The sequence below is a fragment of the Kitasatospora sp. NPDC101176 genome, assembly GCF_044768035.1.
Taxonomy (GTDB): domain Bacteria; phylum Actinomycetota; class Actinomycetes; order Streptomycetales; family Streptomycetaceae; genus Kitasatospora.
In genome coordinates this window covers 316,880-329,277 of sequence record NZ_JBIWPA010000002.1, presented here as the reverse complement: position 1 = coordinate 329,277, position 12,398 = coordinate 316,880, and the positions used below count along the sequence as shown (strand labels likewise).

Genomic DNA, 12,398 nt, shown 5'->3' with positions numbered 1-12,398 from the left:
TCCCCGGACCCGACGCGCCCGACCCGGATCCGACCCGGCGAGCCCGCTCCCCCCGCTCCAGGCCCTCCCGGGGCGGCGGGCCGCACCGGTGACAGCGGCCCGACAGCGCGCTGACAGCGGCCCCGCCGGTCCGCCACCGCCACGACAGCCCGCTGACAGCCGGGCCGCACAACCTGGTGGCATGACACGAATCGCCACCGCCCCGAACGACCGGGGGAACGCCGTCGAGGTGCACGGCATCGTCAAGCACTACGGCAGCACCAAGGCCCTCGACGGGGTCGACCTGACCGTCCGCGAGGGCACCGTCCTCGGCGTGCTCGGCCCCAACGGCGCCGGCAAGACCACCCTGGTCCGGATCCTCTCCACGCTGATCAAGCCGGACGCCGGCACCGCCTTCGTCGGCGGCTACGACGTACTGCGCCAGCCCAAGCAGCTGCGCCGCACCATCGGCCTCACCGGCCAGTACGCCTCGGTCGACGAACTGCTGTCCGGGTACGAGAACCTCTACCTGATCGGCCGGCTGCTCGACCTCTCCAGCCGCGACGCCAAGGCCCGGGCCACCGAGCTGCTGGAGCGGTTCTCGCTCACCGAGGCCGCCAAGCGGTCCGCCAAGACCTACTCCGGCGGCATGCGCCGCCGCCTCGACCTGGCCGCCAGCATGATCGGCCGCCCCCGGGTGCTCTACCTGGACGAGCCCACCACCGGCCTGGACCCGCGCACCCGCAACGAGGTCTGGGACGAGGTCCAGCGGATGGTCGCCGAGGGCACCACCGTGCTGCTGACCACCCAGTACATGGAGGAGGCGGAGCAGCTCGCCGACGAGCTGACCGTCATCGACCGCGGCCGGGTCATCGCCAGCGGCGGCGTCACCGAGCTCAAGGCCCGGGTCGGCGGCCAGACCCTGCAGGTGCGCCCGGCGGACCCGGCCGACCTGCCGGAGATGACGCGCTGCCTGCAGGAGACCGGCATCGCCACCGCCACCTACTCCGCCGACACCGGCCTGCTCGCGGTGCCGCTCACCGACGACGGGCAGCTGACCACCGTCATCGGGGTGCTCGGCGGCCGCGGCTTCGCGATCGCCGGGATCGACACCAAGGTGCCCAGCCTCGACGAGGTCTTCCTCGCCATCACCGGCAAGCCCGCCGCCGCGGACACCGCCCTCAGCCTCGCCAAGGAGCCCGTCGCATGACCACCGCCACCGTCGCCCCCGCCCGGGTGGAGGACACCCGGATCGGCCTGGCCGGCACCATGCGCCACGTAGGTGCGCTGACCAGGCGCAACCTGATGCGGATCAAGGCCGACCCGGAGTCGATGTTCGACGCCGTCCTGATGCCGGTCATCTTCACCGTGCTGTTCGTCTACGTCTTCGGCGGCGCCGTCTCCGGGGACCAGGACGCCTACAAGCAGTACATGATCCCCGGCCTGCTCGGACAGACCGGGCTCACCCTCGCGATGGCCGTCGGCACCGGTCTGAACAGCGACTTCCAGACCGGGGTGATGGACCGCTTCCGCACCCTGCCGATCGGCCGCTCCGCCGTCCTGCTCTCCAAGATCGCCGCGGAGACCTGCCGGGCGCTGCTCTCCTTCGTCATCCTCATCGGCTTCGCGATGTGCATCGGCTTCGAGGTGAAGACCGGCCTGCCCGAGGTGGTCGCCGCCGTCGGACTCTCGCTGCTGTTCGGCATGTCGATCGTCTGGATCTCGATGCTGCTGGGCATGTCGCTGCGCAGTGCCCAGGCCGTCCAGGGCGTGTCCATGCTGGTCCTGATGCCGATGCAGTTCGGCAGCTCGATCTTCGCCCCCACCAGCACCATGCCGGGCTGGCTGCGCTCGTTCACCGAGATCAACCCGCTCTCGGCGCTGGCCGACGCCTCCCGCGCCCTGCTCAACGGCCACGCGCCGGTGGCCCACCCGGTGATGATCGTGCTCGTCTGGTCGGCGGCCTCGACCGCGGTCTTCGCCCCGCTCGCCGTCGCCCGGTTCCGCAAGCGGACCTGAGCCGACGGCCCCGGAACGTCCGCCGCCCCCTCCCCCGGGCCCGGCGGACGACCGGCCGGCACCCGGGACAGGTGCCGGCCGGAGCACGGGCGGGCCGGCCGGTGACCAGGGGACGGGCACCGGCCGGCCAGGCCCTCGCCGCCAGGTGGCCCCGGGCCCGTTCGGCGGATTCCGCCAGGCGGGCCCCGGGCGCGCCCCGGCTGATCGGCTGGGGCGGGCCCTAGCCGATCAGCTCCTCCAGCAGGTCCCGGGTCTGCCGCGTGGTCAGGCCCTCCCCGGCGGCGCGGGCCGCGTCGAACCCGTCGTCCCCCAGCAGCCGCCGCAGCTCGGCCTCCGCCCGCTCGCGCTCGGCGCGCTCCAGGAAACCGCCCTTCGGGCCGTTCAGCCCGCCGTGCGCCCCGTGCAGCGCGGCGGCCTGCCGGGCCTTCGACAGGTCGCCGTCGCGGACGGCGAAGGCCCGCAGCACCCCGACCGCCGCCGGGACCACCATGACCGTCATCTGCTCGGCGAAGCCGCTCGCGACCTCCATCGAACGGAGCAGCCGCCGCCCTTCGCGGAGCAGGGCGAGCCCCTCCTCGGGATCGCCGCCCCGGGCGGTGATCCAGCCCCGGGAGGTGGTCAGCAGCCCGGCCACGATCCCGGGGGCGAAGCCGCCGACGCTGGACACGGTCAGCTGGTCCAGCTCGGCCAGGGCCAGCCGGTACTCGCCGCGGTAGGCGTGGATGCCGCAGAGCGTCAGCCGCCCGAACAGCAGCGCGCCGGTGTTGGCCTGGTCCACGGCCGGCGAGTCGATCCCCGCGAGGGTCTCCCGGATGATCCGCTCGCCCTCGGCCATGTCCCGTTCCAACAGGGCGGCGCCCATGTTCACCTGCAGGATCGGCACCTCCTGCGGCGCCCCCAGCTCCTCGGCCAGCGCGATCGCCCGTCCGTAGGCGGCGACCGCGCCCTCGGCGTCGCCGCCGTTGGCCAGCGACTCCCCGCGGGCCGCCAGCGCCTGGGAGGTCCCCCAGAGGTCGCCGGCCTGCTGGTACAGCGCCAGCGAGCGCTCGCCGTCCAGGATCCCCTGCTCGGCCCCGCCCGGCCAGTCGTTCATCATCTTGGCCCGCACCTGCAGGATGAAGGCCAGGTCGCTCGGCTCGCCGTGCTCCTCGCAGCCGCGCACCGCGTCGTCCAGCAGGTCCTTCATCTTCTCCAGGTGGCCGGCCAGGAAGGCGCCGAACACCCGCATCAGCGCCGGGAAGCGGTAGGACTGCGGCAGGTCCGGGGTGTAGACCGCGAGCAGGTGCTCGGCGACGGCGAGGGCGTCCGCGTCCCCCAGCACCTCCAGGTTGCCCTCGAACAGCCCGATCAGCCGGTGCATCGCCAGCAGTCGCCGGGCCTCCTCGACGACCCCGTCGGGCATCGGCACGCCCTGGGCCAGGACGCCGCGCTCCAGCGGCACCGGTGGCGGGGTGCCCGGGGCGAACGGGTCCGGGCCCAGCCCGGCGACCGCGGTGTACCAGCCGCGGGCCTCCATGCTGTAGCCGCGCAGCGACCAGTACCAGCTCATCCCGAGGGCGAGGACCAGCGCCTGCTCCTCGTCCGCCAGGTCGATCGCGCGGCGCAGCGCGGCCCGGATGTTGTCCTGCTCGCGCTCCAGCGTCGACAGCAGGTGCAGCTGGCGGGGGCCGTGGATGTCCAGGTCGGCGGCGGCGACCACCGCGCGGAAGTGCGCCAGGTGCCGGGCCTCCGTCGCGCTCCGCTCCTCGCCCGACTCGGCCAGCCGCTCCGTCGCGTACTCGTGGATGGTCTCCAGCATCCGGTAGCGCGGCAGGGCGCCGTCGTCCAGGTCGGCCACCAGCAGGGACTTGTCGACCAGCGACAGCAGCAGGTCGGCGACCTCCTCGCGGGCGACCCCGGTGCCGTCGGCGCAGATCGCCTCGGCGTCCTCCAGCTGCCAGCCCCCGGCGAACACCGAGAGCCTGCGCAGCACCGCCCGTTCGCGCTTGCCCAGCAGGTCCCAGCTCCAGTCGACCACCGCGCGCAGGGTCTGCTGGCGCGGCAGCAGGGTCCGGCTGCCCGCGGTCAGCAGGGCGAACCGGCCGTCCAGGCGGTCGGCGATCTGACGGGCCGTCATCACCCGCAGCCGGGCGGCGGCCAGTTCGATGGCGAGCGGAAGGCCGTCCAGGCGGCGGCAGATCTCGGCGCAGGCCTCCGGGTCCCCGCCCGGGTCGAAGCCCGGTCGGGCGGCGGCGGCGCGCTCGGCGAGCAGCCGCAGCGCCACCGGGTCGGGCAGCGGCTCGACGGGCAGCACGCTCTCGCCGGGGACGCCGAGCGGCTCGCGGCTGGTGGCGAGCACCGTCAGCCCGGGGCACTCGGCGAGGAGGAGGTCGGCGAGGTCGGCGGCGGCCTGGATCAGGTGCTCGCAGTTGTCCAGGACGAGCAGCATCCGGCGGTGGCCGCAGTGCTCGACCAGGCGGCGCACCGGGTCCTCGGCGCGCTTCTCCATCACCTCGGCGACCATGTTGGAGCTGTGCAGGACGATCTCGCGCAGGCCGAGCGCGGAGACCACCGCGGCGGGCACCGCGTCCGGGCTCTCCAGCGGGGCGAGTTCGGCCACCCAGACGCCGTCCGGCCACAGGCCGGCGGACTGCTCGGCGCGGCCGGCCTCGATCGAGAGCCTGGTCTTGCCGGAGCCGCCGGGGCCGGTCAGGGTGACCAGCCGACTGTCCGTCAGGGCCCCGCGCAACGCCGCGAGGTCGGCCTCCCGGCCGACGAAGCTGGTCAGCCGTCCGCGCAGGTTCCCGCGCGGGAACGGTACGGGCGCGGCGGGCGGGCCCGCTGCGGGCGCCGGTATCGGCTCCGGCGCGGCGGCCTGCGCGGACGGCTCCGGTACGGGCTCCGCCGGTGCCAGCAGCTCGGCGTACAGGGACTGGAGCCGGCGCCCCGGGTCGACCCCGAGCTCCTCGGCGAGGGCCCGCCTGGTCCGCTCGTAGTGGCGCAGGGCCTCCGCCGTCCGACCGCTCTCGTGCAGCGCCCGGATCATCAGCTGCTGCAACGGCTCGTCCAGCGGCTGCCGTTCGCACAGCTCGGCGAGTTCGGCGACGAGGTCGGCGGCCCGGCCCAGCACGAGGTCCGCGGTGATCCGGTGCCGGCGGGCCTCGTCGCGCTGGGCCTCCAGCCGGGCGGCCGGGCCGCCGCGGTCCGGCAGGTCGGCCAGCGCGGGCCCGCGCCACAGCGCCAGAGCGGCCCGCAGCCGGTCGGCGGCGAGCGCGTGGTCGCCGGTGTCGAGGGCCCGGCGGCCCTCGGCGCCGAGCCGCTGGAACTCGGCGAGGTCGGTGGCCGGGCCGGTCAGCCAGTACCCGGCCGGGCCGGAGCCGACCTCGTCCCGGCCGATGGTGCGGCGCAGCCGGCCGACCAGGGTCTGCAGTGCGGCGGAGGAGTCCTGCGGCGGCTCGGCCTCCCACACCTCGTCCACCAGCAGGTCGGCCGGCACCGGGCGGCCCTGCCGCAGGGCCAGTGCGGTGAGCAGCGCCCGCAGCCGGGCGCCGCCGAGCGGCACCGGCGTGCCGTCGTCGTGGTGGGCCGTGGTGGTTCCGAGGATGCCGTAGTGCACCGGACCATTCTGGTCGATGGGCGCCTCCGGGGCCGCACAATTGTCCTGTCGGCCGTCCCGTCCGCCGTCCGTCGGCCGTCCGCCGGCCCGCTCCGGCCCCGCCACCGGGGGCGGAACCCGGGACGGGGTCCCGGACGTTCACCCTGGGCGGCTTGTCCGTCCACCGGAGCGCCGGGCATGATCGGTCCCCGGTCCGGTTACCCGGACACCAGCCCGCACGCCCGGCCCGGACAGCCGGCCCGGCCACCCCTCGGACCCCCCGGAGCACCCACGCCATGACCTTCGCCGCCACGCAGCGCTCACGCAGCGAGGACCGCCGGATCAGCCCGGTGTTCTGGGTGCTCCTCGCCGTCCTCGGCACGTCCGGCTGGGCGGTGTACGCCGGCTACGGCAACGCCTCGTTCGGGGTGTTCCTGTTCGTGGTGGCGGGCTGGATGGTCTCGCTCTGCCTGCACGAGTACGCGCACGCGCGCACCGCGCTGCACGGCGGCGACATCACCGTCGGCGCCAAGGGCTACCTGACCCTCAACCCGCTGAAGTACACCAACGTGCTGCTCAGCTTCGTGCTGCCGATCGTCTTCGTGATCCTCGGCGGCATCGGCCTGCCCGGCGGGTCGGTGTGGATCGAGCGGCACCGCATCCAGGGCCGGCTCAAGCACAGCCTGATCTCGGCGGCCGGACCGCTGGTGAACGTGGTGTGCGCCGCCCTGCTGCTGATCCCGATCGGCGCCGGCTGGCTGGACGACCCGAAGGTGCACGCGGTCTGGAACGGCTACGAGCTCACCGTGTCGCCGTTCGCCGGGGCGCTCGGCTTCCTCGGCCTGCTGCAGCTCAGCGCCGCCCTGCTGAACCTGCTGCCGGTGCCCGGCCTGGACGGCTACGGGATCGTCGAGCCCTGGCTGTCGCTGAAGACCCGGCGCGCGGTCGAGCCGTTCGCGCCGTACGGCCTGCTGGCCGTGTTCGCGCTGCTCTGGCAGCCCGAGGTGAACTCCTTCTTCTTCGGCGTCATCCACGACCTGATGAACCTGTTCGGCGTGGACCAGGACTACGCGACGCTGGGCCGGTACCTGTTCAGCTTCTGGAAGAACTGACGGCTCCCGGCCTCGGGCCGGGGCGGACGCGGGCCGGGGCCCGTCCGGCGGATCCCGCCGGGCGGGCCCCGCTCCGTCCGGCGGATCCGCCCCTACGCCTGCTCGGCGGCCTCGACGGCCTCGGCGATGCGCGCGCGGCGGCGGTTCAGCCAGAGCACGTTGCTCGCCACGCCGGCCATCGGGAGCCAGATCAGGCCCAGCCAGAAGCCCTGGGTCAGCGAGACCACGGCGGCCGCCAGCGCGAGGACGACGACGATCAGGGCGAAGAGGGACGTGCGGGGCATGGCGGGAGGCTCCTAGGGGCGGCTACGGACGGCCGGGTCGTGGCCGGAGCCCATTGTCGCCGACCTCACCTCCGGACCGGGTCCGGGGGTGAGGCCGACACGCCCGTCGGGCTCAGACGTCGGTCACCCGCAGGCCCGCGTGGGCCTTGTAGCGGCGGTTGACCGAGATCAGGTTGGCCACCAGCGCCTCCACCTGGTGGGCGTTGCGCAGCCGGCCCGCGAAGACGCCCCGCATGCCGGGGATCCGGCCGGCCAGCGCCTGCACGACGTCGGTGGCGGCCCGCTCCTCGCCGAGCACCATGACGTCGGTGTCGATCCGCTCCACCGACTCGTCCTGCAGCAGCACCGCGGAGAGGTGGTGGAAGGCGGCGGTGACCCGGGAGTCCGGCAGCAGGGCGGCGGCCTGCTGGGCGGCGCTGCCCTCCTCCGGCTTCAGCGCGTAGGCGCCCTGCTTGTCGAAGCCGAGCGGGTTGACGCAGTCGACGACGATCTTGCCGGCCAGCTCCTCGCGCAGCGCGGTCAAGGTCGCGGCGTGCCCGTCCCACGGCACCGCGACGATCACCACGTCGCTCTCCCGGGCGGCGGTGGCGTTGTCGGCACCGCGCACGCCGACGCCCAGCTCGGCGGCGGAGGCCTCGGCGCGGGCAGCGTCGCGCGAGCCGATGATCACCTGCTGGCCGGCCCTGGCCAGTCGGAGGGCGAGTCCGCGCCCCTGGTCGCCGGTGCCGCCGAGGACACCGACCACCAGGTGCGAGACGTCCGGCAGTTCGTGGGCCGGGTTTGTCGCTGAATCGAGGGAAGTCATGGGCCGATCCTGCCAAATGCCCGGCCGGGCGCGACATTCTGGGCCGCATGGACGCGGTGAGAGTTTCGGCACTCCGGCAGCACCTGGCGGGCACCGGCTGGCTGGAGGCGGTCGGCGGCTTCGCCGGATCGCTGCGGCGCGCGGTGTCCCGGCGCGGGGCCGGCGAACTGCTGCTGGTCGGCACGGAGGCGTACGAGCCCTGGCACCTGGCCGCGCACCTCGCGGACGAGGCCGCCTGGTCGGCCGTTCCCCGACTGGCGCCCACCCTGCTGCGGCACCGCCCGCCCGCCGGCGCCGCGGCCCACCTCGCGCACGACCTGGACCGGCTCGCCGCGGCCCGGCGCGGCGCCACCGTCCTGGTGGTGGCCCCGGACGCGGCCGGCGCGCCGCTGCTGGAACGGGTTCAGGACGCCCGGCGGCACGGCGCGACGGTGCTGGCGCTGGACGGCGCCGCCCCGGCCTCGCCGGGCGACCTCGGCGGCCTGGCGCACGAGCGGCTGGCCGTCGGCACCGCCGCCGAGGAGCCCTTCGACCTCGCCCAGCACCTGGTGAGCGCGGCCGCCGGGCACCCCCCGGCCCGCCGGCCGGCGCTGGAGCGGCTCGCCGGGCTGGCCCGGCGGCTGACCGCGCCGCCGGCGATCAGCCGCTGGTAGCGCAGGCGCCGTCAGCCACGGCCGGACGGCGGAGCCGCGGGCGGGCAGCAGAGCCACGGCCGGGCAGGCGGAGCCGCGGGCGGCCGGCGGAGCCGCGGGCGGCCGGCCGGAAAACCCTTTGCGGCGGCGGGAACGCCCGCCGCAGGATGGTGGTTCGTGAACGACGACGAACCACCGCATCCCCCCGGCCGGGTGCGGTCGCTGCTGCGTGCCCTCCGGCCCGACCTCGCGCCCTGGCACGCCTCCCGCGACTTCCGCTTCCTCTGGCTCTCCGGCTGCGTCACCAGCTTCGGCAGCTTCCTGACGTACGTGGCCGTGCCGATGCAGATCAAGCAACTGACCGGCTCCTCGTTCGCGGTCGGCCTGGTCGGCGCCTTCGAGCTCGTGCCCCTGATCGTCTTCGGCCTCTGGGGCGGCGCCCTCGCCGACGCCCTAGACCGCCGGAAGCTGGTGCTGCGCTCCGAGGCGGCCCTCGGGCTGCTGGCCGGGCTGCTGCTGCTCAACGCGCTGCTGCCGTCGCCGCTGCTCTGGCCGGTCTACGTCGTCGCCGCACTCGTCGCGGCCTGCGACGGGCTGCAGCGCCCGGCGCTGGACTCGCTCACCCCGCGGATCGTCCCGCACCAGCACCTGGCCGCCGCGTTCGCCCTCAAGTCGCTCTACCACAACGCCGCTTCGGTGGCCGGCCCGACGCTGGCCGGCGTGGTGGTGGCCTTCTCCGGGGTGCAGACCGCGTACGCCCTGGACGTGCTGACCTTCGTCGTCTCGCTGCTGCTGCTCGCCCGGATCCGGGCGGTGCCGCCGGCCACCGGCGCCGAACGGCCCTCGGTGGCCGCGGTGCTCACCGGTGTGCGGTACGCCTGGAGCCGCAAGGACCTGCTCGGGACCTACGCGATCGACCTCTGCGCGATGCTGTTCGCCTTCCCGGTGGCCGTCTTCCCCTTCCTGGCCGCCGAGTTGGGCGCGGACTGGGCGCTCGGCCCGATGTACGCGGCCTCCGCGGCCGGCGCCCTGCTGGTCGGGGCGACGAGCGGCTGGACGTCCCGGATCCACCGGCACGGCCGGCTGCTGCTGGTCGCCGCCGTCGGCTGGGGCGCAGCGATGACGCTCGCGGGCCTGTCCGACAGCGTCTGGCCGGTGCTGTTCGGGCTGGCGCTGGCCGGCGGCGCCGACCAGATCAGTGGGATCGCCCGCTCGACGATGTGGAACCAGTCCATCCCGGACGAGGTCCGCGGCCGGATGGCCGGGGTCGAGCTGCTCAGCTACTCCGTCGGCCCGCAGCTGGGCCAGGTCCGGGCGGGCACCATGGCCGGGCTGATCGGCGTCCGCGCGGCCGTCTGGACCGGCGGCCTCGCCTGCGTCGCCGCCGTCCTGGCGGTCGCGGCCGCGCTGCCCCGGCTGCTCGCGTACGACGACCGGACCGATCCGCACGCCGCCGCCGTCCGCGCCCGGCACGAGGCGGCCGAACGCGGACAGGCCGAACGCGGACAGGCCGAACGCGGACAGGCCGGGCCCGACCCCACCGGGCCCGGGCGGGCCGGACCCGAACCCACCGGGTCCGCACGGACGGACGGCGAGCGCGCCGGGCGGGCGCCGGCGGCGAACTGACGGCCGGACAGGACCTACTCGGCCCGGTCCTCGGGCTGGTCCGTCCGGTCCGTCCAGCGCGGGTCGTTTTGCCACTCGCGGTTGCGCTCGTCCGCGGTCTGCAGGGCGTGCGCGGCCTCCTCCGCGCTGCCGTACGGCCCGAGGCGGTCCTTGGCGGGGCACTCCGGCCCCTCCTCGACCTTGCCGTGCTTGATGCAGTAGAACCACTCGCCGGGCTTGCCGGTCGGCTTGCGGTGGAATCCCAGGGGCATGGTGCCCTCCCGTCGACGTGTTGGGGTCGTACTGATCATTCCCCGGCCCGGGCCGCCGCGCACACCACCCGGTCGGGCCGGGGCCGGCCGATAGACTCGCGGCCATGGCACTCGTACCCGGCATCCAGTCCCCCACCCGCAAGGTCCCGTCGCACATCGCGCGCCCCGAGTACGTCGGCCGGCCCGCCCCGGCGCCGTACACCGGGCCCGAGGTGCAGACCGCCGAGACGATCGAGAAGATGCGGATCGCGGGCCGGATCGCCGCGCAGGCGATGGCGGAGGCCGCCGCGCTGATCGCCCCCGGCGTCACCACCGACGCACTGGACGCCGTCGCCCACGAGTACATGTGCGACCACGGCGCCTACCCGTCCGACCTCGGCTACCGCGGCTTCCCCAAGTCCGTCTGCACCTCGATCAACGAGGTGATCTGCCACGGCATCCCGGACTCGACCGTGCTGCAGGACGGCGACATCGTCAACATCGACGCCACCGCCTACATCCACGGGGTGCACGGCGACCTCAACGCCACCTACCTGGTCGGCGACGTGGACGAGGAGTCCCGCCTGCTCGTCGAGCGGACCAGGGAGGCCCTCGACCGGGCGATCAGGGCGGTCAAGCCGGGCCGCCAGATCAACGTCATCGGGCGCGTCATCGAGTCCTACGCCAAGCGCTTCGACTACGGCGTGGTGCGGGACTTCACCGGGCACGGCATCAACACGTCGTTCCACTCCGGCCTGATCATCCCGCACTACGACAGCGAGCGGGCCACCGAGGTGATCAAGCCCGGAATGACCTTCACCATCGAGCCGATGCTGACCCTGGGCACCTACGACTACGAGATCTGGGCGGACGGCTGGACGGTCGTCACCAAGGACCGCAAGCGCACCGCCCAGTTCGAGCACACCCTGGTGGTCACCGCGGACGGCGCGGAGGTCCTCACCCTGCCGTGACCCCCGCGCGGCGCGGCGCCGTCAGCCGATGAGCCACTGCTCCTCGGCGACGGCGCCCACCTCGGTGCAGGCGTCGGTCAGCACGTCCAGGACGCGCAGCGGGTCCGGCAGCGGCTGCTCGGGACCGCGCAGCCAGCGCACCCGGGAGCCGTCCGGCAGGGCGGCCGGCGGCAGCAGGGTGTACGAGCCGCGGCAGTGCCAGCGCAGGCCGGGGTGCTCGGACATGGTGTCCGGCGTGGAGTCGAGCGCGCTCGGCCACCACTCGTCCTCGTCCTGCGGGGTGCCGCGGGTGGCGGTGAAGAAGAGGTACCGGTCCTCGCCGACGGCGGCGACCGGGCCCTCGACGCCCAGCTCGGTCAGCCGCTCCAGGGCGAGCCGGCCGGCCTCCGCCGGGACGTCCAGCACGTCGTGGGCGCGGCCGGTGGCGGTGACGAAGTTGGCCTGGGGGTCGCGGGAGAGCCAGCGGGCGAGCTGTTCGGGGTCGGTGGTCGCCTGCGTCTGCCAGGCGAAGGACACCGGGTGCTGGGCGGGGGCCGGACAGGCCACGCGGTCACAGGAACACCGGTACCCGGCCGGATGGGCGGCGGGCGCGAGCGGGAATCCGGCGCGGACCGCGCCGAGCAGCTGATCCAGTCTGGCCGCGGGGCCGTCCACGTCGCCCGACCGGGCCCGCTGACGATCACGCTTCTGCCACCAGGTCGTCCACCTGCCGCCGGCTTCCATCGGGCCCCTTCCGCGCACTGCCGTGCCTGGTGCGACACAGCGTTCGACGTACCACTCCGACGCAACGCACAGCGCCCCCCGCTGCTTCCCGGGACGGTGCTCGGCCCTGCTGTCCGCGCCCTGCCGACCGGATCCGGGGTCACCGGAGGCCGACGCCCGGGTCACGGTACGAAGTCGCGGCAGCACGCTGTCCGCGCCATCTCGGCCGGAACGCACGCGGATTCGCGCCTCGCCCGGCCCGTACGGGGCCCGCTGACCCGGGTGAACCCCGAGGGCGTAACAGGAAGGATAAGGGTGCGCGGGGCATCCGGATGACCGGGGGCGGTGCCTCTCCGGTCACACTCCCGGCACCCGGCCGACACACGGCCTGCGCCGGACCCCCCTGCCACGTCCTCCCGGCACGGCCCGGACCAGCCGTGCGGCCCGCCCGCACGGCCCCGCCG

Annotated in this window: 11 protein-coding genes; 6 read left to right on the top strand and 5 right to left on the bottom strand. The window is 74.9% G+C overall.

The annotated features are described in order from the left end of the window. The first annotated feature begins 181 nt into the window (after positions 1–181). Positions 182–1,189, top strand: a complete 1,008-nt coding sequence (locus ACIRS1_RS04270) for an ATP-binding cassette domain-containing protein (RefSeq protein ID WP_360214596.1) — start codon at positions 182–184, stop codon at positions 1,187–1,189. Next, complete coding sequence (locus ACIRS1_RS04265; protein ID WP_402836671.1) at positions 1,186–1,998, top strand: ABC transporter permease; 813 nt, start codon at positions 1,186–1,188, stop codon at positions 1,996–1,998. The genes ACIRS1_RS04270 and ACIRS1_RS04265 overlap by 4 nt, the downstream gene beginning before the upstream one ends. Positions 1,999–2,218: 220 nt before the next feature. Here ACIRS1_RS04265 and ACIRS1_RS04260 read toward each other — a convergent pair whose 3' ends face one another. Next, complete coding sequence (locus tag ACIRS1_RS04260; protein ID WP_402836669.1) at positions 2,219–5,593, bottom strand: AfsR/SARP family transcriptional regulator; 3,375 nt, start codon at positions 5,591–5,593, stop codon at positions 2,219–2,221. A gap of 275 nt (positions 5,594–5,868) precedes the next feature. On the opposite strand from ACIRS1_RS04260, the gene ACIRS1_RS04255 reads away from it, so the two are divergent. Beyond that, positions 5,869–6,684 (top strand): site-2 protease family protein, encoded by an 816-nt coding sequence (locus ACIRS1_RS04255; RefSeq protein ID WP_360214590.1) that lies wholly within the window; start codon positions 5,869–5,871, stop codon positions 6,682–6,684. A 92-nt stretch (positions 6,685–6,776) separates the two neighbouring features. Here ACIRS1_RS04255 and ACIRS1_RS04250 read toward each other — a convergent pair whose 3' ends face one another. After that, positions 6,777–6,968, bottom strand: a complete 192-nt coding sequence (locus ACIRS1_RS04250) for a hypothetical protein (RefSeq protein ID WP_360214588.1) — start codon at positions 6,966–6,968, stop codon at positions 6,777–6,779. 112 nt (positions 6,969–7,080) lie between these two features. After that, the gene (npdG, locus tag ACIRS1_RS04245; RefSeq protein ID WP_387898205.1) at positions 7,081–7,773 is read right to left on the bottom strand and encodes an NADPH-dependent F420 reductase; all 693 of its coding nucleotides are present in this window, start codon (positions 7,771–7,773) and stop codon (positions 7,081–7,083) included. 47 nt (positions 7,774–7,820) lie between these two features. On the opposite strand from npdG, the gene ACIRS1_RS04240 reads away from it, so the two are divergent. Together ACIRS1_RS04240 and ACIRS1_RS04235 are read left to right on the top strand one after the other, a co-directional pair. Then, entirely contained in the window at positions 7,821–8,426 is a 606-nt protein-coding gene (locus ACIRS1_RS04240; RefSeq protein WP_387898203.1) for a hypothetical protein, read from the top strand. A 156-nt stretch (positions 8,427–8,582) separates the two neighbouring features. Then, on the top strand, positions 8,583–10,031 hold the full coding sequence (locus ACIRS1_RS04235) for an MFS transporter (protein WP_402836665.1): 1,449 nt from the start codon (positions 8,583–8,585) through the stop codon (positions 10,029–10,031). A 14-nt stretch (positions 10,032–10,045) separates the two neighbouring features. On the opposite strand, the gene ACIRS1_RS04230 is transcribed toward ACIRS1_RS04235, so the two are convergent. Then, positions 10,046–10,282 (bottom strand): hypothetical protein, encoded by a 237-nt coding sequence (locus ACIRS1_RS04230; RefSeq protein WP_402836663.1) that lies wholly within the window; start codon positions 10,280–10,282, stop codon positions 10,046–10,048. Positions 10,283–10,386: 104 nt separating this feature from the next. On the opposite strand from ACIRS1_RS04230, the gene map reads away from it, so the two are divergent. Further along, on the top strand, positions 10,387–11,232 hold the full coding sequence (map, locus tag ACIRS1_RS04225) for a type I methionyl aminopeptidase (protein WP_402836661.1): 846 nt from the start codon (positions 10,387–10,389) through the stop codon (positions 11,230–11,232). A gap of 21 nt (positions 11,233–11,253) precedes the next feature. Here map and ACIRS1_RS04220 read toward each other — a convergent pair whose 3' ends face one another. Beyond that, positions 11,254–11,955: a bifunctional DNA primase/polymerase gene (locus ACIRS1_RS04220; protein WP_360214576.1), complete on the bottom strand. Its 702-nt coding sequence runs from the start codon at positions 11,953–11,955 to the stop codon at positions 11,254–11,256. Positions 11,956–12,398 lie beyond the last annotated feature (443 nt).

What these genes read in the sequence shown, in the direction of transcription:
- ACIRS1_RS04270 (WP_360214596.1), top strand. Translation starts at nt 182, where the DNA reads ATGACACGAATCGCCACCGCCCCGAACGACCGGGGGAACGCCGTCGAG.
- ACIRS1_RS04265 (WP_402836671.1), top strand. Translation starts at nt 1,186, where the DNA reads ATGACCACCGCCACCGTCGCCCCCGCCCGGGTGGAGGACACCCGGATC.
- ACIRS1_RS04255 (WP_360214590.1), top strand. Translation starts at nt 5,869, where the DNA reads ATGACCTTCGCCGCCACGCAGCGCTCACGCAGCGAGGACCGCCGGATC.
- ACIRS1_RS04250 (WP_360214588.1), bottom strand. Translation starts at nt 6,968, where the DNA reads ATGCCCCGCACGTCCCTCTTCGCCCTGATCGTCGTCGTCCTCGCGCTG.
- npdG (WP_387898205.1), bottom strand. Translation starts at nt 7,773, where the DNA reads ATGACTTCCCTCGATTCAGCGACAAACCCGGCCCACGAACTGCCGGAC.
- ACIRS1_RS04240 (WP_387898203.1), top strand. Translation starts at nt 7,821, where the DNA reads ATGGACGCGGTGAGAGTTTCGGCACTCCGGCAGCACCTGGCGGGCACC.
- ACIRS1_RS04230 (WP_402836663.1), bottom strand. Translation starts at nt 10,282, where the DNA reads ATGCCCCTGGGATTCCACCGCAAGCCGACCGGCAAGCCCGGCGAGTGG.
- map (WP_402836661.1), top strand. Translation starts at nt 10,387, where the DNA reads ATGGCACTCGTACCCGGCATCCAGTCCCCCACCCGCAAGGTCCCGTCG.
- ACIRS1_RS04220 (WP_360214576.1), bottom strand. Translation starts at nt 11,955, where the DNA reads ATGGAAGCCGGCGGCAGGTGGACGACCTGGTGGCAGAAGCGTGATCGT.